We start from the raw sequence: 17738 nt of genomic DNA, 5'->3' as shown, positions 1-17738 counted from the left end.
ATCCCGAAAAGTGGAATCCGGTTTTCGGACAAGATCATGGGTCTAACAAGAAGATAGAAACCTCAATCAGGCAGAACGCAAGGCCGGCCCGTCGGCCTTGCTCGCCCGGTCCCGGACGACGACGCGATTTCGCCCGGCGCGCTTTGCCGCATAGAGTGCTGCGTCGGCTTCGGCCAGCACATCGTCGAGACCGGTGCCGTTTGTTCCGCCAAAGCCGATGCCGCCGCTGACTGTGCTTCGCAACGGACCGAGTTGGGTGGCCACGACTTCCGTGCCGAAGGCGACGCTGATCTTGCTCGCAATGTCATAGGCCTTCTCTTCCGTCATCCGCGACATGACGAGCACGAATTCCTCGCCGCCCAACCGGAAGGCGTCGACGCCGGTCCGGGCGTATTTCCTGATGATGGCGGCAAAGCGGCACAGAACCTGGTCGCCGACCGGGTGACCAAATACGTCGTTCGTCCTCTTGAAATGGTCGAGGTCGAACATGGCAACGGACATGAACGGACCGAAGACCCGCTCGCCGTAGAGTGCCGTCAACGCCCGCCGATTCATCAGCCCGGTCAATGGATCGGTCATCGTCTCGGCCTTCAATTCGATCTGCGCCTGCAAATGATGCAGGGAGAGCGTCAATGCGCCGAGCCCGGTCATGCAGGCGACGGCCACGACGGAATTCACCCGCTCGGCCCAATTGTCCGGTGCTACACCGAGCACCCATTGGCCCGTGACCAGCAGGACCGCGCCGCAAAGTCCGAACGACAGCGCACAGACGCCGCTCAGGAACGAGACGACCAGCAATATCCGGCGATCGTGACCACCCTCAATCCAGAACATCGCCCCGATGAGCGAGAGCAGCGCCGTTACCGTCGCGTAGGTGACAATAAAGCCGACACCATCAAACCCGAGATACGTCGCGCCCGCGCAAACAGCCATCGCAACCAAGGTCGGCAAGATGGCGCGCCTGTAGTCGCCTGTGCCGAGATATTGCATAGCCGACAGGCAGATGATCAGGAAGCCGAGGCTGAGAAGCACAAGCACGATCTGGCAAAGCCAGGCGCTTGGATCCCTGGTGTAATGCCAGAACAACACGACATGTGCGACCAGCACGAGAATGCCGCAGGCCACCGTCAGCACAAAGCGTGCCTTTGGCGCGGTGAACCAGATCGCAAACATGGTGATGCTAAGGCACGTGCCCGACAGCGCCGCCGCGAGCAGGAGCGAACTGTAATCCAACATGCTTAAGCGACAGCCTCTTGAAGGTTCCACTGCATTCTAGGTCAGCGACAGTTCGCGGATATCGTTTTTCAGCCAACCTTGCGGCGTAACCTTCGGACAAGGTTTACAAAGCGTCGATGCTCCAAGCTTCGACCCCATTTCCGCCGCTTGGCTGTCGAATGGTTTTGCAGTAAGAGGCCCTATCCTCGAACGTAACAGGAACCTCCGTCGCCTGCCCACAAAAAGCGTGGCAGTATCGGGTGGTGATTCGCAGCATCGGAATCCAGGACCGGCATGGACGACAATAACGATCTTTTCGCCAAATTGGACAAGCAGCCGCAACCGGCTCGCGCCGCCGCGCGCCCGGCCGACCCGCTGGTGCAGGCGGCGAAGCGGCCGGCGCCCCGCGACGCCAGCGAGAGCTACAGTGCCGCCGATATCGAAGTGCTGGAGGGGCTGGAGCCGGTGCGCCGCCGCCCGGGCATGTACATTGGCGGCACCGACGACAAGGCGATGCACCATCTGTTCGCCGAGGTCATCGACAATTCGATGGACGAGGCGGTCGCCGGCCATGCGACCTTCATCGATGTCGAGCTTTCCGCCGACGGATACCTGTCCGTAACCGACAACGGCCGCGGCATTCCGGTCGATCCGCACCCGAAATTCAAGAAGCCGGCGCTCGAACTCATCATGACGACGCTGCATTCAGGCGGCAAGTTCGACAGCAAGGTTTACGAGACGTCCGGCGGCCTGCACGGTGTCGGCGTTTCCGTGGTCAACGCGCTGTCCGACCATCTCGAGGTCGAGGTCGCGATTGGGCGCAAGCTCTATCGCCAGCGTTTCTCGCGAGGCGTTCCGGTGACCGGCCTGGAGCAGCTCGGCGAGGTGCACAACCGCCGCGGCACGAAGATCCGCTTCCATCCAGACGAGCAGATTTTCGGCAAGGGTGCTGCTTTCGAGCCGGCGCGGCTCTACCGCATGGCGCGGTCAAAGGCCTATCTGTTCGGCGGTGTCGAAATCCGCTGGACCTGCGATCCGTCGCTGATCAAGGAAAAGGACACGACGCCGGCCAAGGCAGAATTCCATTTTCCGGGCGGCCTCAAGGATTATCTGAAAGCCTCGCTCGGCGATGAATTCCAGGTGACCCGTGAAATGTTTGCCGGCAAGAGCGAGAAGCAGGGCGGTCACGGTTCGCTCGAATGGGCGGTGACCTGGTTCGGCGGCGACGGTTTTATCAATTCCTATTGCAACACCATCCCGACCGCCGAGGGCGGCACGCATGAGGCCGGCTTCCGCAACGTCCTGACGCGCGGCTTGCGCGCTTATGCCGACCTGGTCGGCAACAAGCGCGCCTCGATCGTCACTTCCGAGGATGTGATGATCTCGGCGGCAGGCATGCTGTCGGTGTTCATCCGCGAACCGGAATTCGTCGGCCAGACCAAGGACAGGTTGGCGACGATCGAGGCGATCCGCATCGTCGAAAGCGCTATCCGCGACCCGTTCGACCATTGGCTGGCCGACAATCCGCAGGAAGCTTCGAAACTGCTCGAATGGGTGATCGCGCGCGCCGACGAGCGGGTGCGCCGCCGCCAGGAAAAGGAAGTGTCGCGCAAGAGTGCGGTGCGCAAGCTGCGCCTGCCCGGCAAGCTCGCCGACTGCACGCAGAATGCCGCCGCCGGTGCCGAGTTGTTCATCGTCGAGGGCGATTCGGCCGGCGGTTCGGCAAAGCAGGCGCGCGACCGCGCCAGCCAGGCGGTGCTGCCTCTGCGCGGCAAGATCCTCAACGTCGCCAGCGCCGGCAACGACAAGCTTGCCGCCAACCAGCAGATATCCGACCTCATCCAGGCGCTTGGCTGCGGCACGCGCTCGAGATATCGCGACGAGGACCTGCGTTACGACCGGGTCATCATCATGACCGATGCCGACGTCGACGGCGCCCATATCGCCTCGCTGCTGATCACCTTTTTCTACCAGGAGATGCCAAGCCTGGTCCGCGGCGGCCATCTCTATCTGGCGGTGCCGCCGCTTTATTCGATCCGGCAAGGCGGCAAGGTCGCCTATGCCCGCGACGACGCGCACAAGGACGAACTCCTGCGCACCGAATTCACCGGGCGCGGCAAGGTCGAAATCGGCCGCTTCAAGGGGCTGGGCGAAATGATGGCCGCCCAGCTCAAGGAAACCACCATGGACCCGAAAAAGCGCACGCTGCTGCGGGTCGACGTTATCGATGCCGAGGCGGCGACCAAGGATGCGGTCGACGCATTGATGGGGACCAAGCCCGAGGCCCGTTTCCGCTTCATCCAGGAACGCGCGGAATTCGCCGAGACGGAAGTGCTGGATATCTGAGCGTCTTCTGCCAGGTGAGCCACAGACGGCGGTTGTTGCGATCCGGATATTTTCGCGAAGGACGAGGCCTGGAACGGTTCAGCGTTCACGGAAACGCCGAACCGCTCTTTCCTTTGTTTTAAAGCAATTCCGGACGGAAAACCGTTTCACAGTTTTCCTGGAATTGCTTTAGGCAGCCGCGATCGCCAGCGCGTGCTCGCGCGCGTTCTCGCGCAACGCGTCGAGATGGATCGACTTGACCAGCCCGGCAAGATCGCCCTCGGCGGACTGCCCGCCCAATTCCTTCAGCATCAGCCAGCTGACTTCCTGCACGCCGGCGAGGCGTTTGCCATTGGCGACCTCGCGCCAGACCTTCAGCGCGCGCAGGATGATTGCGTGGGTGGCGGCGGCAAGCCCGGCGCTGCGGAACAGTGCCTGCAGCGCCACGTCATGGCCGCCGGCCAGCAGTGCTCTCACCCGTTGTTCGGATTGCTGGCTGAGCGCGACCAGGGCCGAACCAAAGAAGTCGACCTTGCCGTGCGCGATGGTGCGGATGACGAAGCTTGCGGTCAGGTCACCGCGCAGACGCAGATGTTCGACAAGCGCTGTATGTTCCTCGGCACGCGTGCCTTCGATCAATGTCACGGAAGCTTTGACGCAGGCATCGCGAGTGACCCGCTCGGCTCTTGCGGCGCCCATCAGCGCCAGCACCAGCGGCGAGCCCTTGAGCGTCTCGCCCACTTTGACCAGCAGCAAATGCCGACAATCGGCGGGCAGGCGCGCATCGGCAATCAGCGCCTCGCGTACCAGAGGCAGATGGCCGTGCCGCTCGGCCATGCGCCGAAAGCTGATCGATGCGATGTCGGCGCCGCTGTTGGCGAGCAGCGTGGTGCAGGCCTCCGGCTCGCCGATCTCGGCGATCGCCGCCGCAACCGACATCGACACCCGCGGCCGGTCGGCGATCACCTTCTGCGTCGCTTTCTGGCCGCCGGCAACCCGATCAATCAGGTCGGCATCAGTAAGCAGTGGCGACCGCGCCAGCACCAGGGCTGCGACTTCCGGCTGGTCCGAGGCCAGCGCGCTGACGATCTGCGGCGGCGCATGATGGCTCATGGAAAGCGCGTCGGCGATCGCCAGTCGCACCTTCGACGATGCGTCATCGAGCAGCAATGTCAGTGCCGCCTCCGCAGCGCAGCGGTCCTCGAAAGGCAGGTCCGAATCGACATATGCGCGAGCAAGTGCGCTTGCCGCTGCAACGCGCTCCGACACCTTCGCCGTGTGGATCCATTTCAGGAAATGCGAAACGACCATGTCGCCTGCTTACGCCCTTTGCCAGAACGCTTCTGGCCCCTGTCGCGACCGTAGGCACAAATGGTTTACGAACGGTTCACCATGTTCGTTAACTGGCTTGCGAGCCCGGTATGCAACGCCTATCACCCCTTAAGCAGCAGAGGAGATCGACCATGGCCGGGCTTTATCTTGAGGAGTTCGCTGTCGGCCATGTGTTCAAGCACGCGCTGCGCAAGACCGTGACCGAAAGCGACAATATGCTGTTTTCGGTGATGACGCTGAACCCGCAGCCGCTGCACATCGATTTCGATTTCGCCGCCAAGAGCGAATGGGGCAAGCCGCTGGTCAATTCGCTGTTCACGCTGGGCCTGATGATCGGCATCTCGGTCAACGACATCACCGTCGGCACCACCATCGCCAATCTCGGCATGAAGGAGACGGTGTTTCCGCACCCCGTCTTCCACGGCGACACCATTCGCGTCGAGACCACGGTGGTTTCGGTGCGCGATTCCAGGTCCAAACCGGACCGCGGTATCGTCGAGTTCGAGCATCGCGCCTATAACCAGAACGACGTGCTGGTTGCCAAATGCACGAGGCAGGCGATGATGATGAAAAAGGCGGTGTGAAGATGCGTTCACTGCTCTTCGTTCCCGGCGATTCAGAAAAGAAGCTGGAGAAGGGCTTTGGCGTGGGCGCCGACGTGGTCATCGTCGACCTCGAGGATTCGATTGCCCCGCAGAACAAGGGGCTGGCTCGCGACACAGCGGCGCGTTTCATCGCCGGGCACAGGCACCAAACCAGCTCCGCGATCTATGTGCGCGTCAACGATCTTTCGACCGGACTGACCGACGACGATCTGGCAGCGCTCGTGCCGGCAAAACCAGACGGCATCATGCTGCCTAAGTCGAACAGCGGACTGGATGTCCAGCATCTCTCGGCCAAGCTCAGGGTGCACGAAGCTGAAAGCGGCCGGCCGGATGGAGCTATAAAGATCCTGCCGATCATCACAGAAACGGCCGCAGGCGTCTTGGCCGCAGCGACCTACGCCCGTGCAAGCGCGCGGCTTGTCGGCGTCACCTGGGGGGCCGAAGATTTGTCGGCGGCGATCGGCGCGCGCGCGACACGCGACGCGAATGGCCGCTACACGGATGTGTTCCGCCTCGCCCGCACCATGACCATGCTTGCCGCAAGTGCCGCGGAAGTCGCGGCAATCGACACCGTCTTTCCGGACTTTCGCGACATGGCGGGCTTCGAGGCCGAATGCGCCGAGGCCGAGCGCGACGGTTTCACCGGCAAGATGGCGATCCATCCGGCGCAGGTGCCGGTCATCAACGCCGCCTTCACGCCTTCGGCGCAAGCGGTGACAAGCGCCCTGGCGATCGTCGAGGCCTTTAAGGCGGCGGGAAACCCCGGCGTCGTCGGAATCGACGGCAAGATGTACGACCGTCCGCATCTAAAACTGGCCGAGCGGCTCCTGGCGCGGGCCGGGGTAGCTGGGCTTGGCGTTTAGGTCTGTTCCGCGCCGAAATTATCCCACCCACGGCCCTGAATAATCGGCATAGAGCTTTGCGGGATCGGGCCGTGGCCGCTCCGGTGCCGGCCCCTGGTAGGAGCCGATATGGACGAAGCCTACGACCCGCTCATGTGGCGCCAGGCCGAGGATCGCCCTGCCCTCGGGCACGTCGGAATACCAGTTGCTGATCATGTTGGTGCCGTAGCCCAGCGCATTGGCGGCGAGCATCAGGTTCATCGCGGCCATGCCGCCGGACAGGAACATCTCCCATTGCGGGATCTTTGGATTTTCCCTGGGGATCGAGATCACGCCGATAACCAGCGGCGCCCGCGAAAAGCGCGCCAATTCCTGGTTGCGGCGGCCTTCCGGCAGCGGCCCTTCACGCTGTTCGGCAAGTGCCGCCAGCTTCTTGCCGATCTCGATGCGAGCTTCGCCGCGATACAAGATGAAACGCCAGGGCTCCAACCGGCCATGGTCCGGCACCCGCGAGGCTGCGGCGATCATCGTCGCGATCTCCGCATCGCCGGGTGCCGGTTCTTTCAAATCCGGGATCGGCGCGGAATTTCGGGTCAGCAGGAAATCGATGATCGGCGACGCCATGGGCGCAAGTCTCCTGGAATTTGAGCTGAAGCGCACCATCGGGACATCGGGCGGCTTGGGCATTGGCGCGGCGCGCCGGACAAAGAGCCGTGTAGCAGAAGCCGACCGGACTCTTAAGCCTTGAAATTGCCACCGCCTTGGGCTTCAACGCAAGGCATGTTTGAGGGGACATTGCGTCTTTTCCTGATATGGCTCGCTGCCGCACTGTTGATGGTGCCGGTTTCGCTCGCCGTCGCCCAGGATGTGGACGGCCTCGGCGAACTGAAACTTCCCGGAATTTCGGGCTATGCGCCTCCGAAAAGCGAGACATCGCTGGTGTTGGGGAGCAGCGGGGCAATCACGCTGTCGGCGCAATTGACAGACAAGGGCGCCGACATCACGCGCGGCATCGTCTGGCGCGTCTTCAAGCCCGAATCGGCCAGCGACGGCAAGTTGCCGATGGTCGCCTCCGCTCATGGCGGTACCGCCGTATTCCAGCTCGAGCCGGGTTCCTATCTGGTCCACGCCTCCTACGGGAGGGCCGGCGCCACCAAGCGCATCACCGTCGGCAAGGAAGCCAAGCGCGAGAGCCTCGTGCTCGATGCAGGCGGCCTCAAGCTCGATGCCGTGCTGTCCGGTGGGGTGCGCATACCGCCGAAGAAGCTGCGCTTCTCGATCTATGAGAGCCACGCCGCGGCCGACGGCGATCGCGCCCTGATCATACCCGATGTCGAGCCGAATAGCGTCGTGCGGCTCAATGCCGGCACCTACCACGTTGTTTCGACCTATGGCGCTGTGAACGCGGTCATCCGCTCCGACATCCGAGTGGAGGCCGGCAAGCTGACTGAAGCGACCGTCGAGCACCGTGCCGCCGAGATGACCATGAAGCTGGTGCGCGAACCGGGCGGCGAGGCGATCGCCGACACCTCCTGGTCGCTGCTGAACGAATCCGGCGATCCGATCAAGGAAACCGTCGGTGCCTTTGCCTCGATGGTGCTGGCCGAGGGCGACTACACCATCATCGCCAAGAACCGCGACCGCATCTACCAGAAGGACTTTACGGTGGTGGCGGGGCACAACCAGGATATCGAGGTTCTGGCCACAGAGGCTTCGGCCATCGATTCCGAGGAAGGCGCCGACTAAGCCGCGCCCCTCTAAGCTGCCTTGCGCATGCGTCGCGCCAGCAACTGCGCGTGGCCACGCCATACGACCAGAGCCGGATCGACGACAGCCCGGTAAAGCCGCTCGAGCAATTCGTCTCATTCAGCACCTGACCGAAGCGCACGTCGATCGATTTGCCGGATAGGCGCGGCGCAACAGTCATATGAAAATGGCGGTGGATCGCTCCACCGCCATTCATTGCAGGTCGGCTGGTTCAGGCCGCGCGGCGCTTGCGGTCGGGTGTCACCGCCTCGTCGGCAAGCAGCTTCACGGCAGTTGCGAGACCAAGCGATTCCTGGTCGCGCGAACCGAGACGGCGGATATTGACCGTTTCTTCCTCGGCTTCGCGCTTGCCACAGACGAGGATGACCGGGACCTTGGCCAGCGAATGCTCCCGGACCTTGTAGTTGATCTTCTCGTTGCGCAGGTCGGCTTCGGCAATCAGCCCGGCCGCCTTCAGCTGCGCGACGACCTTTCGCGCGTAGTCGTCGGCGTCGGAAGTGATCGTCGCCACCACCACCTGCAGCGGTGCGAACCAGAGCGGGAAATGGCCGGAATAATTCTCGATCAGGATGCCCAGAAACCGCTCCATCGAGCCGCAGATTGCGCGATGCACCATCACCGGCTGCTTCTTTTCCGAATCGGAGCCGATGTAGAAGGCGCCAAAACGCTCCGGCAGGTTGAAGTCGACCTGTGTGGTGCCGCACTGCCATTCGCGGCCGATGGCGTCCTTCAGCACATATTCGAACTTCGGCCCGTAAAACGTGCCCTCACCCGGATTGACGCCCGTCTTGATCCGGTTGCCCGACCGCGCCGCGATCTTGTCGAGCACGTCCTGCAGCACGCCCTCAGCATGATCCCACATCGCGTCGGTGCCGACCCGTTTTTCGGGGCGGGTCGCCAGCTTGACGGTGATTTCGTCGAAGCCGAAATCGGCATAGGTCGACAGGATCAGGTCGTTGATCTTGATGCACTCGTCGGCGAGCTGTTCCTCGGTGCAGAAGATGTGGGCATCGTCCTGAGTAAAGCCGCGCACGCGCATCAACCCGTGCAGCGCGCCGGACGGCTCATAGCGATGCACATTGCCGAATTCCGCAAGTTTTACCGGCAGATCGCGGTAGGACTTCAGCCCGTGCTTGAAGATTTGGACGTGGCCGGGGCAGTTCATCGGCTTCAGCGCAAACACCCGGTCGTCGTCGGTGTCGTCGCCAGCAACCGTCACCTTGAACATGTTGTCCCGGTACCAGCCCCAGTGGCCTGATGTCTCCCACAGGCTCTTGTCGAGCACCTGCGGCGCGTTGACTTCCTGATAGCCCTGCTCGTCGAGGCGGCGACGCATGTAATTGACCAGGTTCTGGAACATCCTCCAGCCTTTGGCGTGCCAGAACACGACGCCCGGCCCCTCCTCCTGGAAATGGAACAGGTCCATCTCACGGCCGAGTTTCCTGTGGTCGCGCTTCTCGGCCTCCTCCAGCATCGTCTGGTAGGCTTCGAGCTGCGCCTGGTCGGCCCAGGCCGTGCCGTAGATGCGCGTCAGCATCGGGTTGTTCGAATCGCCGCGCCAATAGGCGCCGGCGACCTTCATCAGCTTGAAGGCGCTGCCGATCTGGCCGGTCGAGGCCATATGCGGGCCGCGGCAAAGGTCGAACCAGTCGCCCTGCGCATAGATCTTGAGATCCTGATCCTCGGGAATGGCGTCGATCAGCTCCAGTTTGTAGCGCTCGCCCTTGTCGGCAAAGATCCTTTTCGCCTTTTCCCGCGACCATACCTCTTTGGTGAACGGCTTGTTGCGCGCAATGATCTCGCGCATTTTCTTCTCGATCACCGGGAAATCGTCGGGCGTGAACGGCTCGTTGCGGGCAAAATCGTAGTAGAATCCGTTTTCGATCACCGGCCCGATAGTCACCTGCGTACCCGGCCAAAGTTCCTGCACGGCCTCGGCCAGCACATGGGCTGCATCGTGACGGATGAGCTCCAGCGCGCGCGGGTCCTCGCGAGTGATGATCTCGACCTTGCCCGGCTTGCCGATCGGGTCGGAAAGATCGCGCAGCGTGCCGTCGATCGAATAGGCAACGGCCTTCTTGGCCAGCGACTTCGAGATCGATTCCGCCAGGCCGGCGCCGGTTATCGCCGCGTCGTAGTCGCGGACGGAGCCATCGGGAAATGTCAGGGAAACGGAATTCAGCATGAGATTCTCCTATCCAGTCCCGCAAACGAGCGCGGGTGGTAAAAATGCACGTCGCCCAAACTAGCTGTTTTGGGGTTACGACATACATCAAGTAAGAGCCGGATGCGTCCGGCAACGAGCGGTCTTTTATGGACAGTTTTCGGCGCCGTAAAGCCGGATATGGTCATCTGACGAGATTCGGCAGCTCTTTCAGGAACATCGCCCGCGTCTTGGGTCCCTTGGGCGTGTCGGAACGTTCCGTATCGATTACCAGGCGGGCAAAGACGATCTTGCGAGCATCGGTCTGCGCCCAGCCGACAAACCAGCCAAGCGAGCGCTTGTCGGCGCTGTCGCCGAGCCTGGTCGTTCCAGTCTTGCCCTGCACCGTCCAATCGCCCGCTCGAAACGTCGGTATGATCGCACCGGTCATGGCGTGGGCCTTGTTCGAAACCGGCAGTTTTCGCGCCAGCAGCCTGCGCAGGAAATCGACCTGCTCGACGGGCGATATCTCGAGCGAAGAATTCACCCAGGAATGGGTGAGTCCATCATTCTTGCCGGGAGTTCCGGAAACGTCCGTGTTGCCATACTCGAATTTCGACACATAGCCGGCAAATTGTTTGCTGCCGAGCCGGCGCGTAATCTCGCGTGAGAACCATATGACCGAATCCCTTTCCCAGATCGTCGGGTCGACGGTCTTGCGGTCCCGTTTCGGCGCATTGAACTCTGCCTTGTACTCCCAGCTTGGCGTGTGCTCGTCGCTCAGGATTCCAGCATCGTAGCCGATCAGCGCCAGCGGAACCTTGAACGTGGAGGCGGGGCTAACGCGCTGATCGCAGGTTCCTTCGCGATACAGCGTCTCGCCGCTTGCGGCGTCGACGATCAGCGTGCATTCGACCTCCCCGAGCGGCGCCGATTGCGCACGGATCGGAAAACCCAACAGCCACGCCAGGACATAGAGAACCACGGCGAAAACGAAGGGAAGACGATCTATCCGGCGCATTTGGCAATCTCTCCTGAAGGGTGTCAGGAGCGGCTTAGCTAGGCGTCTTGTCTCGATTTTGTCTTAAATGCGCTATGTCCGCGCAAGCTGCGGTTAACCCTACCAGATCGTAAAAGCGGTCCGGTTGTTCACCGAAGACTTGCGGTCAACTGTCCAGGTCGCCACGTTTTTTCGCGATCCGCCAGTACCGCCATGGCGTGAACCAACGGTAACGATCAGCCAGGATTTCCGGTACGCGGTCGATGCCGTGTGTTCCGAACGGTCCGCAGCGCAGCACCCGGAAAAACCCCATCCAGCCGCCGGCCCATAGTCCATGCCGGGCGATCGCTTCGTGCGCGTATTCGGAACAGGTCGGCAGATGCCGGCAGGAATTGCCGACGAAGCCAGACAGCGTCAGTTGGTAGAAGCGGACGAGCGCCGTACCGAAGAGGCGGCCCGGCGTCTTGCGCCACGGGCCGGGCCAGTTGCGTCCTTGTCGAATCGGCCTGGCACCGTGCGCATGCCGATGTTGGCCAACCACCGCAGTCTCCACATCACGTTTTCCAACACGATAGATGTGCGCATCGGGCCAGGAACGCAATGCCGTTCCGGCAACCCCGTCATGGCCTGGCGCGGCGAGCCGGGTAGCGGTCGGGCGTCGGCTTCCGGCATACGGCGACGCTGGTCGGCGGCCTCTCCTCGCACCCATCCCTATGCGGTTTCTCGTCGTATCATTGAAACGTCGCGATCCGCACGACATCCCCTAGAATGTTGAGAAACTGGATCATGGCAGCACTCCTTGAGCACCGATTAGAGCGCCGCTGGCCTTGCTCTTCAAACGAGTATAACGTCCACGTCAGATAACTCTGAGTTATGCGAATGAAGCGCGGACACCTCCCCCTGACGGCACTCAGAAGCCTCGAAGCAGCCGGTCGTCACCTGAGCTTCAGCCGTGCGGCCGAGGAGCTTTATGTCTCGCAGGCAGCGATCAGCCGCCAGATCCGCGAGCTCGAAGCCTTCCTGCGCCAACCTTTGTTCTTCCGCCATCATCGCCGCGTCGAGTTGACCGACACCGGCCGGCGGCTGCTCGACCAGTTGGTCAGAAGTTTCGAGGGCATCGACAGGCTGCTTTCGGAATTGACGGCGGCCCAGACGCAGTCCGTGGTCCGTGTCAGCGTCGAACCATCGCTTGCATCCGAATGGCTGGTGCCGCGGCTCAACCGCTTTCGCGAGTTGCGACCCGATATCGACGTTTCCCTTGAGGTCGACCCGAGGTTGATAGAGTTTCGCAGCGATCAGCCCGAACTTGCCCTGCGCTTCAGTGCGCACGCCACCTCATGGCCACGCAGCGAAGCCGAACAGCTTGCCGCGGTCGTCGATTCACCAGTCCTGTCGCCGGCGCTTCTTGCATCCGGCCCAGCTCTGGAAAAACCGATCGACCTTGGTCGCTACACATTGCTGCACGAAGAAAACCGTCAGGCTTGGGCGCGCTGGTTCGAAGCGGCCGGCGTGACGGCTGAGGCCGTGCCTGCGCGCGGCCCGATGCTGGCGGATGCTTCGCTTTCGAAGCAGGCAGCCTTGCTTGGACATGGTGTCGCGCTGGGCGATCTTCTGCAGATCGGCGAAGAACTTGCGTCCGGCGCGCTGATCAAGCCTTTCGACATCGACGTCGCGTCCGGCGCCTATTGGCTGGTGGCCAGAAGGCTGAATGACCTTTCAGAGCCGGCCAGAGCTTTTGCCGACTGGGTCCGGGCGGAATTCGCCGAAAGCCGGCGTTTCCTTGCCAAGGCTTAAGCCGCCTGTTCCGCCCGCTTCTTTTCGATCTGGCCGATGGCGTCGACCACTGCGTCGAACGTCAGCATGGTCGAGGCGTGGCGCGCCTTATAGTCGCGCACCGGTTCCAGGTATTTCAGGTCGGCGAAGCGGCCTTCGGGCGGCGGGCCATTTTCCTTCAGCATCTTCAGCATCGTCTCGCGCACGCAGCGCAATTCTTCGGCGCTGGCGCCGACGACATGCTGCGCCATGATCGAAGAGGACGCCTGGCCAAGCGCACAGGCCTTCACGTCATGCGCGAAATCGCTGACGACCCCATCATCCATCTTCAGATCGACGGTCACCGTCGAGCCGCACAGCTTGGAATGTGCTCGTGCGGTTGCGTCGGGGCGGTCGAGCCGGCCGATCCGTGCGATGTTTCCAGCAAAACCCAGAATTTTCGCATTGTAGACATCGTCGATCATATTTTTCCAATCCGTCGCCGCCCAGCGAACAGTCATTGCCGCTCTGGCGTCTTCCTTTCGCTCGGCACGAACATATATAATGGCGGTAGTCGGGTATCGACAAGGCGACCACAAACCTCGTCGTGCCCAATTCTGTTCACGCCACTTACGGGCTGGAAACCGGGCGAGTTTCTGACACCCGAAAGGTCGTGGTCCGTTCAACTCGTTCCTCCTGAGAGAGGAACTACGGGAGACGCCTTTATGGACGCCGTTATCAAGAAACTCATGCCGCGGTCTGCCTATATGGAAAAGCCGGTCACCGACCGGCCGAGCGAGGCCGAAGTCGAAGCCGCTGTGCGCATCTTGCTGCGCTGGACCGGCGACAACCCTGACCGCGAGGGCCTGATCGACACGCCGAAGCGCGTCACCAAGGCATTCCGCGAAATGTTCAACGGTTATGATATGTGCCCAGCCGAGGAACTTGGCCGCACCTTCGAGGAAGTCGCCGGCTATGACGACCTCGTCCTCGTCAAGGACATATCCTTCCACTCGCATTGCGAGCATCACATGGTGCCGATCATCGGCAAGGCGCATGTCGGCTATCTGCCTGACGGCAAGGTTGTCGGGCTGTCCAAGATCGCCCGCGTCGTCGACATCTTCGCCCATCGCCTGCAGACCCAGGAAGCGATGACGGCGCAGATTGCCGGCGTCATCCAGGACGTCCTCAATCCGCGCGGCGTCGCCGTCATGCTCGAGGCCGAGCATATGTGCATGGCCATGCGCGGTATCCGCAAACAGGGCTCCACCACGCTGACCTCGACCTTCACCGGCGCCTTCAAGGATACACCCGAAGAGCAGGTCCGCTTCGTCACCATGGTGCGCGGCGGCGGAACTGATCAGACCCGCCCCACCTTCGTTAAATAAGGACCGGCGAATGTCGGCATTGGAATTCCCGAAAGCTCCCTCAGACAAGAAGGCGCTTGAGGAAGGCACGGTCCTTTCGCCGCGCTTCGATGCCGGCGGCCTCGTCACCGCCGTCGTCACCGATGCCGAAGACGGCATGCTGCTGATGGTCGCGCATATGAATGCCGAGGCGCTGGCGCTAACGCTCGAGACCGGCATCGCGCACTACTGGTCGCGTTCGCGCAACGCGCTGTGGAAGAAGGGCGAAACCTCGGGCAATGTCCAGCAGGTCGTCGAGATGCTCACGGATTGTGACCAGGACGCGATATGGTTGCGCGTCAAAGTGCTGGGTCATGAAGCAACTTGTCACACCGGCCGACGTTCATGCTTTTATCGGACGGTGGGGCTGAGCGATGGCAAAGGGACGCTTGCCAGCGACGGCAGCAAGCCGCTGTTCGACGCGGAAAAAACCTATCGAAAGCCCAATACACCATCAATATGAACCATTCGCAGCACTTCAGCCACGTGTATTCATGATTTCGATACGGCCCGCCTGTAGGATGACCGTGGGACAAGGGAGATTGTGATGCTCGACTGGGCGTCATTGCGCAACAGACCTGACGTTCGGGAGGCGAATGGCCTCTCCTCGGCCGCGGGCGCATCCGAAACCATATCTCCGGGCAAAACAGGGATTTCGCTGGCATTGGGTGGCGGCTGTGCGCGCGGCTGGGCGCATATCGGCGTGCTGCGCGCGCTTGACGAAGCCGGCATCGAAGTGTCGATGATCGCCGGCACCTCGATCGGCGCGCTGGTCGGCGGCTGCTATGTTGCCGGCAAGCTCGACGAGCTGGAAGAATTCGCGCGCAGCCTGACCAGGCGGCGCATTTTTGGCCTTCTCGACCTCAATCTACGCGGCAGCGGCCTGTTCGGTGGCATGAAGCTCGATGCGCGGCTACGCGAGCACATAGCCGGCATCCGCTTCGAGGACCTGCCAAAACCATTCGTCTGCGTCGCTTCGGAAATCCGCACCGGCCATGAGATCTGGCTGTCGAGCGGCTCGTTGAGCACCGCAATGCGCGCCTCCTACGCGCTGCCCGGCGTGTTCGAGCCGGTCGCCTGCAATGGGCGTGTGCTGGTTGACGGCGCCCTGGTCAATCCGGTGCCGGTCTCGGTTTGCCGTGCCTACGAGCAGCCGCTCGTGGTCGCGGTGAACCTTCACTACGATCTGTTCGGCCGCGCCGCGGTGATCAAGCACAATGCCGGCGAGTTGGTCATCGAGAAAGACGCGCCGCGGGCCGGCCACGCCGATCCCGAACGCCAGTCGCGCGAGACGCGGCTCGGCATTACCGGCGTCATGGTCGAGGCCTTCAACATCATTCAGGATCGCATTTCGCGCGCCAGGCTGGCCGGCGACCCGCCGGACATATCGCTGCAGCCGAAGCTCAGCCATATCGGCCTGACCGAATTCCACCGCGCCGACGAAGCAATCCGTATCGGCTACCAGGCAACGATGGCGCAGATCGGCGACCTGACCCGGCTGCAGACCGTCCTCGCTTAGGCAGAGCGGACGGCGAGCTTCTCAGGCAAGCGCCGCGTCGACGATACGAAATTGCACCGTGCGGTTGCCGTTCCAGTGGTTGCCCGACAGCGAGCCGGCTACATGCACCGGCTTACCCCTGTTCTTGAACAGGAATTCGCCGAGCGCGGTATCGACGGCGCGAAAGGCGATCGCCTGGATGCGGCCGCCGCTTTCCGACTGCAGGTCGGCGCGGATGTGGTTGGTGCCGACCGCCCGCGCATCGACAAGCCGGTGGCGCGGCAGCGCGAACACCGGCGCGACATGCCCTGCGCCGAACGGCCCTGCCCTCTCAAGTGCATCGAGCAGCGCGAGCGTCGCGCCCTCGGCGGCAAGCGCACCGTCGATCGCCAGGCTCTCCTGCCCTTGCAGGCGGAACACGTCCACCGCCGCGCGCTCTTCGAAGAAAGCCCTGAGTTCGCCGAGCTTCGCCCGCTCGACAGTGATGCCGGCCGCCATTCCGTGGCCGCCGCCCTTGACGATAAGTCCGGCATCGGCAGCCTCGCGCACCAGCCGGCCGAGGTCGAAGCCAGACACTGAACGGCCTGAACCCGTACCGACACCGTTGGCGTTGAAGGCAATGGCAAATGCGGGCCGGCGCGCATGGTCCTTGAGCCGCGAGGCAAGCAGGCCGACAATGCCCGGGTGCCAGTTGCCGCTGGCTGTGACCACGATGGCCGGACCATTGCCGCCGGCAAGCTCGGCGTCGGCCTCTGAGCGCGCCGCGGCCAGCATCTCCTGCTCCATCGACTGCCGCTCCTGGTTGAGCCGATCCAGCGTCTCGGCGATGGTGCGGGCTTCGACCGGGTCGTCGGTTGCAAGCAGGCGGCTGCCAAGTGCTGCGTCGCCGATGCGCCCGCCGGCGTTGATGCGCGGACCGATCAGAAAGGCCAGATGGAACGTGCTGATCGGCTCGCCTATACGCGAGACCCGCGCCAACGCCGCCAGCCCTTCGTTTCTCTGCTGCCGCGCCACCTGCAGCCCCTTGATCACGAAGGCGCGGTTGACGCCGGTGAGCGGCACCACGTCGCAGACTGTGCCCAGCGCCACCAGGTCGAGCAGGGCAAGCAGGTCCGGCGGTGCGGCATCCGGCAAGCGGCCGCGCAGGATCTTCGCGGTCTGCACCAGGCAAAGGAAGACGACGCCGGCGGCACAAAGATGACCTTGGCCGGAAAGGTCGTCCTCGCGATTTGGGTTAACGACCGCAGCCGCCGCCGGCAACGGCCCGCCGACCTGATGGTGATCGAGCACCACGACGTCGGCGCCGGCGGCCTTCGCCGCATCGATGGAAGCAGCACTATTGGTGCCGCAATCGACGGTGACGATCAGCGTCGCGCCGCGCGAGACGAGTTCGCGCATCGCTTCCGGATTGGGGCCGTAACCCTCGAAGATGCGGTCCGGTATGTAGATCTCCGACGGCACCGAGAAATGCGCGAGAAAGCGCTTGAGCAGCGCCGACGAGGCGGCGCCGTCGACATCGTAATCGCCAAAGATCGCTACCTTTTCCCTGGCCGTCACCGCCTGGGCGATACGAGAGGCGGCCTTGTCCATGTCGGTCAGCGATGCCGGGTCGGGCAGCAGGTTGCGGATGGTCGGATCGAGAAACCGCTCGGTCTGCTCGGCGGTGACGCCGCGCCCGGCCAGCACGCGCGCCACGATGTCGGGCACGCCATAACCTTGCGCGATGGCGAGCGCGGCCATGTCCTGGCGCTCGGTCAGCCGGTGTTCCCAGGAAACGCCGGTGGCCGATTGCCTGACATCGAGGAAAAAGCGTCTTTCCCCCGTCACGTGATGCGCCGTCTGCAATTTGTCAT

At 62.7% G+C, this 17738-nt stretch carries 16 protein-coding genes; 8 read left to right on the top strand and 8 right to left on the bottom strand.

All coding sequences use genetic code 11. The features are described from left to right. Positions 1–66: 66 nt before the first annotated feature. The gene (locus NKH78_RS13560; RefSeq protein ID WP_352451345.1) at positions 67–1236 is read right to left on the bottom strand and encodes a GGDEF domain-containing protein; all 1170 of its coding nucleotides are present in this window, start codon (positions 1234–1236) and stop codon (positions 67–69) included. A 273-nt stretch (positions 1237–1509) separates the two neighbouring features. On the opposite strand from NKH78_RS13560, the gene parE reads away from it, so the two are divergent. Then, complete coding sequence (parE, locus tag NKH78_RS13555; RefSeq protein WP_352737122.1) at positions 1510–3561, top strand: DNA topoisomerase IV subunit B; 2052 nt, start codon at positions 1510–1512, stop codon at positions 3559–3561. A gap of 168 nt (positions 3562–3729) precedes the next feature. On the opposite strand, the gene NKH78_RS13550 is transcribed toward parE, so the two are convergent. Next, positions 3730–4851, bottom strand: coding sequence for a DUF2336 domain-containing protein (locus NKH78_RS13550; protein WP_352704454.1), 1122 nt, complete (start codon positions 4849–4851; stop codon positions 3730–3732). 152 nt (positions 4852–5003) lie between these two features. Here NKH78_RS13550 and NKH78_RS13545 point away from each other — a divergent pair, with 152 nt between their 5' ends. Beyond that, the gene (locus tag NKH78_RS13545; protein WP_352737123.1) at positions 5004–5456 is read left to right on the top strand and encodes a MaoC family dehydratase; all 453 of its coding nucleotides are present in this window, start codon (positions 5004–5006) and stop codon (positions 5454–5456) included. 2 nt (positions 5457–5458) lie between these two features. Further along, positions 5459–6340, top strand: coding sequence for an HpcH/HpaI aldolase/citrate lyase family protein (locus tag NKH78_RS13540; RefSeq protein WP_352737124.1), 882 nt, complete (start codon positions 5459–5461; stop codon positions 6338–6340). An 18-nt stretch (positions 6341–6358) separates the two neighbouring features. Here the strand turns inward: NKH78_RS13540 and NKH78_RS13535 are convergent, their stop codons facing one another. Further along, complete coding sequence (locus NKH78_RS13535) at positions 6359–6943, bottom strand: nitroreductase family protein (protein WP_352737125.1); 585 nt, start codon at positions 6941–6943, stop codon at positions 6359–6361. Positions 6944–7099: 156 nt separating this feature from the next. On the opposite strand from NKH78_RS13535, the gene NKH78_RS13530 reads away from it, so the two are divergent. Continuing rightward, positions 7100–8065 (top strand): RgsD C-terminal domain-containing protein, encoded by a 966-nt coding sequence (locus tag NKH78_RS13530; RefSeq protein WP_254818398.1) that lies wholly within the window; start codon positions 7100–7102, stop codon positions 8063–8065. 232 nt (positions 8066–8297) lie between these two features. Here the strand turns inward: NKH78_RS13530 and thrS are convergent, their stop codons facing one another. From thrS to yidD, 3 genes are all read right to left on the bottom strand, one after another. Continuing rightward, positions 8298–10271, bottom strand: coding sequence for a threonine--tRNA ligase (gene thrS / locus NKH78_RS13525; RefSeq protein WP_352737126.1), 1974 nt, complete (start codon positions 10269–10271; stop codon positions 8298–8300). Between the two features lie 163 nt (positions 10272–10434). Then, positions 10435–11250, bottom strand: coding sequence for a class D beta-lactamase (blaOXA, locus tag NKH78_RS13520; protein ID WP_352737127.1), 816 nt, complete (start codon positions 11248–11250; stop codon positions 10435–10437). Between the two features lie 145 nt (positions 11251–11395). Further along, positions 11396–11770 (bottom strand): membrane protein insertion efficiency factor YidD, encoded by a 375-nt coding sequence (gene yidD, locus NKH78_RS13515; protein WP_352737212.1) that lies wholly within the window; start codon positions 11768–11770, stop codon positions 11396–11398. Positions 11771–12108: 338 nt separating this feature from the next. Here yidD and NKH78_RS13510 point away from each other — a divergent pair, with 338 nt between their 5' ends. Next, positions 12109–13023 (top strand): LysR substrate-binding domain-containing protein, encoded by a 915-nt coding sequence (locus NKH78_RS13510; RefSeq protein ID WP_352737128.1) that lies wholly within the window; start codon positions 12109–12111, stop codon positions 13021–13023. Here the strand turns inward: NKH78_RS13510 and NKH78_RS13505 are convergent. After that, positions 13020–13466, bottom strand: a complete 447-nt coding sequence (locus NKH78_RS13505; RefSeq protein WP_352737129.1) for an iron-sulfur cluster assembly scaffold protein — start codon at positions 13464–13466, stop codon at positions 13020–13022. The genes NKH78_RS13510 and NKH78_RS13505 overlap by 4 nt on opposite strands. A 240-nt stretch (positions 13467–13706) precedes the next feature. Here NKH78_RS13505 and folE point away from each other — a divergent pair, with 240 nt between their 5' ends. The 3 genes from folE to NKH78_RS13490 all read left to right on the top strand — a co-directional run bounded on the left by folE (position 13707) and on the right by NKH78_RS13490 (position 15906). Continuing rightward, entirely contained in the window at positions 13707–14369 is a 663-nt protein-coding gene (folE, locus tag NKH78_RS13500) for a GTP cyclohydrolase I FolE (RefSeq protein WP_254818364.1), read from the top strand. A gap of 10 nt (positions 14370–14379) precedes the next feature. Continuing rightward, positions 14380–14850, top strand: a complete 471-nt coding sequence (gene hisI, locus NKH78_RS13495) for a phosphoribosyl-AMP cyclohydrolase (protein WP_352479758.1) — start codon at positions 14380–14382, stop codon at positions 14848–14850. An 84-nt stretch (positions 14851–14934) separates the two neighbouring features. Then, on the top strand, positions 14935–15906 hold the full coding sequence (locus NKH78_RS13490; protein WP_352689962.1) for a patatin family protein: 972 nt from the start codon (positions 14935–14937) through the stop codon (positions 15904–15906). 21 nt (positions 15907–15927) lie between these two features. Here NKH78_RS13490 and recJ read toward each other — a convergent pair whose 3' ends face one another. Continuing rightward, positions 15928–17712: a single-stranded-DNA-specific exonuclease RecJ gene (gene recJ, locus NKH78_RS13485; protein WP_352737130.1), complete on the bottom strand. Its 1785-nt coding sequence runs from the start codon at positions 17710–17712 to the stop codon at positions 15928–15930. Positions 17713–17738: the final 26 nt, after the last annotated feature.

It is taken from the genome of Mesorhizobium sp. M0910 (assembly GCF_040319465.1).
Taxonomy (GTDB): domain Bacteria; phylum Pseudomonadota; class Alphaproteobacteria; order Rhizobiales; family Rhizobiaceae; genus Mesorhizobium.
Note: the sequence above shows the minus strand (reverse complement) of the source record. Positions and strands in the feature narration are given on the sequence as shown.

Coding starts and splice junctions, on each gene's coding strand:
- NKH78_RS13540 (WP_352737124.1), top strand. CDS start 5,459: ATGCGTTCACTGCTCTTCGTTCCCGGCGATTCAGAAAAGAAGCTGGAG.
- blaOXA (WP_352737127.1), bottom strand. CDS start 11,250: ATGCGCCGGATAGATCGTCTTCCCTTCGTTTTCGCCGTGGTTCTCTAT.
- NKH78_RS13510 (WP_352737128.1), top strand. CDS start 12,109: ATGAAGCGCGGACACCTCCCCCTGACGGCACTCAGAAGCCTCGAAGCA.
- NKH78_RS13550 (WP_352704454.1), bottom strand. CDS start 4,851: ATGGTCGTTTCGCATTTCCTGAAATGGATCCACACGGCGAAGGTGTCG.
- folE (WP_254818364.1), top strand. CDS start 13,707: ATGGACGCCGTTATCAAGAAACTCATGCCGCGGTCTGCCTATATGGAA.
- hisI (WP_352479758.1), top strand. CDS start 14,380: ATGTCGGCATTGGAATTCCCGAAAGCTCCCTCAGACAAGAAGGCGCTT.
- NKH78_RS13505 (WP_352737129.1), bottom strand. CDS start 13,466: ATGATCGACGATGTCTACAATGCGAAAATTCTGGGTTTTGCTGGAAAC.
- NKH78_RS13560 (WP_352451345.1), bottom strand. CDS start 1,236: ATGTTGGATTACAGTTCGCTCCTGCTCGCGGCGGCGCTGTCGGGCACG.
- NKH78_RS13530 (WP_254818398.1), top strand. CDS start 7,100: ATGTTTGAGGGGACATTGCGTCTTTTCCTGATATGGCTCGCTGCCGCA.
- NKH78_RS13490 (WP_352689962.1), top strand. CDS start 14,935: ATGCTCGACTGGGCGTCATTGCGCAACAGACCTGACGTTCGGGAGGCG.
- NKH78_RS13535 (WP_352737125.1), bottom strand. CDS start 6,943: ATGGCGTCGCCGATCATCGATTTCCTGCTGACCCGAAATTCCGCGCCG.
- NKH78_RS13545 (WP_352737123.1), top strand. CDS start 5,004: ATGGCCGGGCTTTATCTTGAGGAGTTCGCTGTCGGCCATGTGTTCAAG.
- thrS (WP_352737126.1), bottom strand. CDS start 10,271: ATGCTGAATTCCGTTTCCCTGACATTTCCCGATGGCTCCGTCCGCGAC.
- parE (WP_352737122.1), top strand. CDS start 1,510: ATGGACGACAATAACGATCTTTTCGCCAAATTGGACAAGCAGCCGCAA.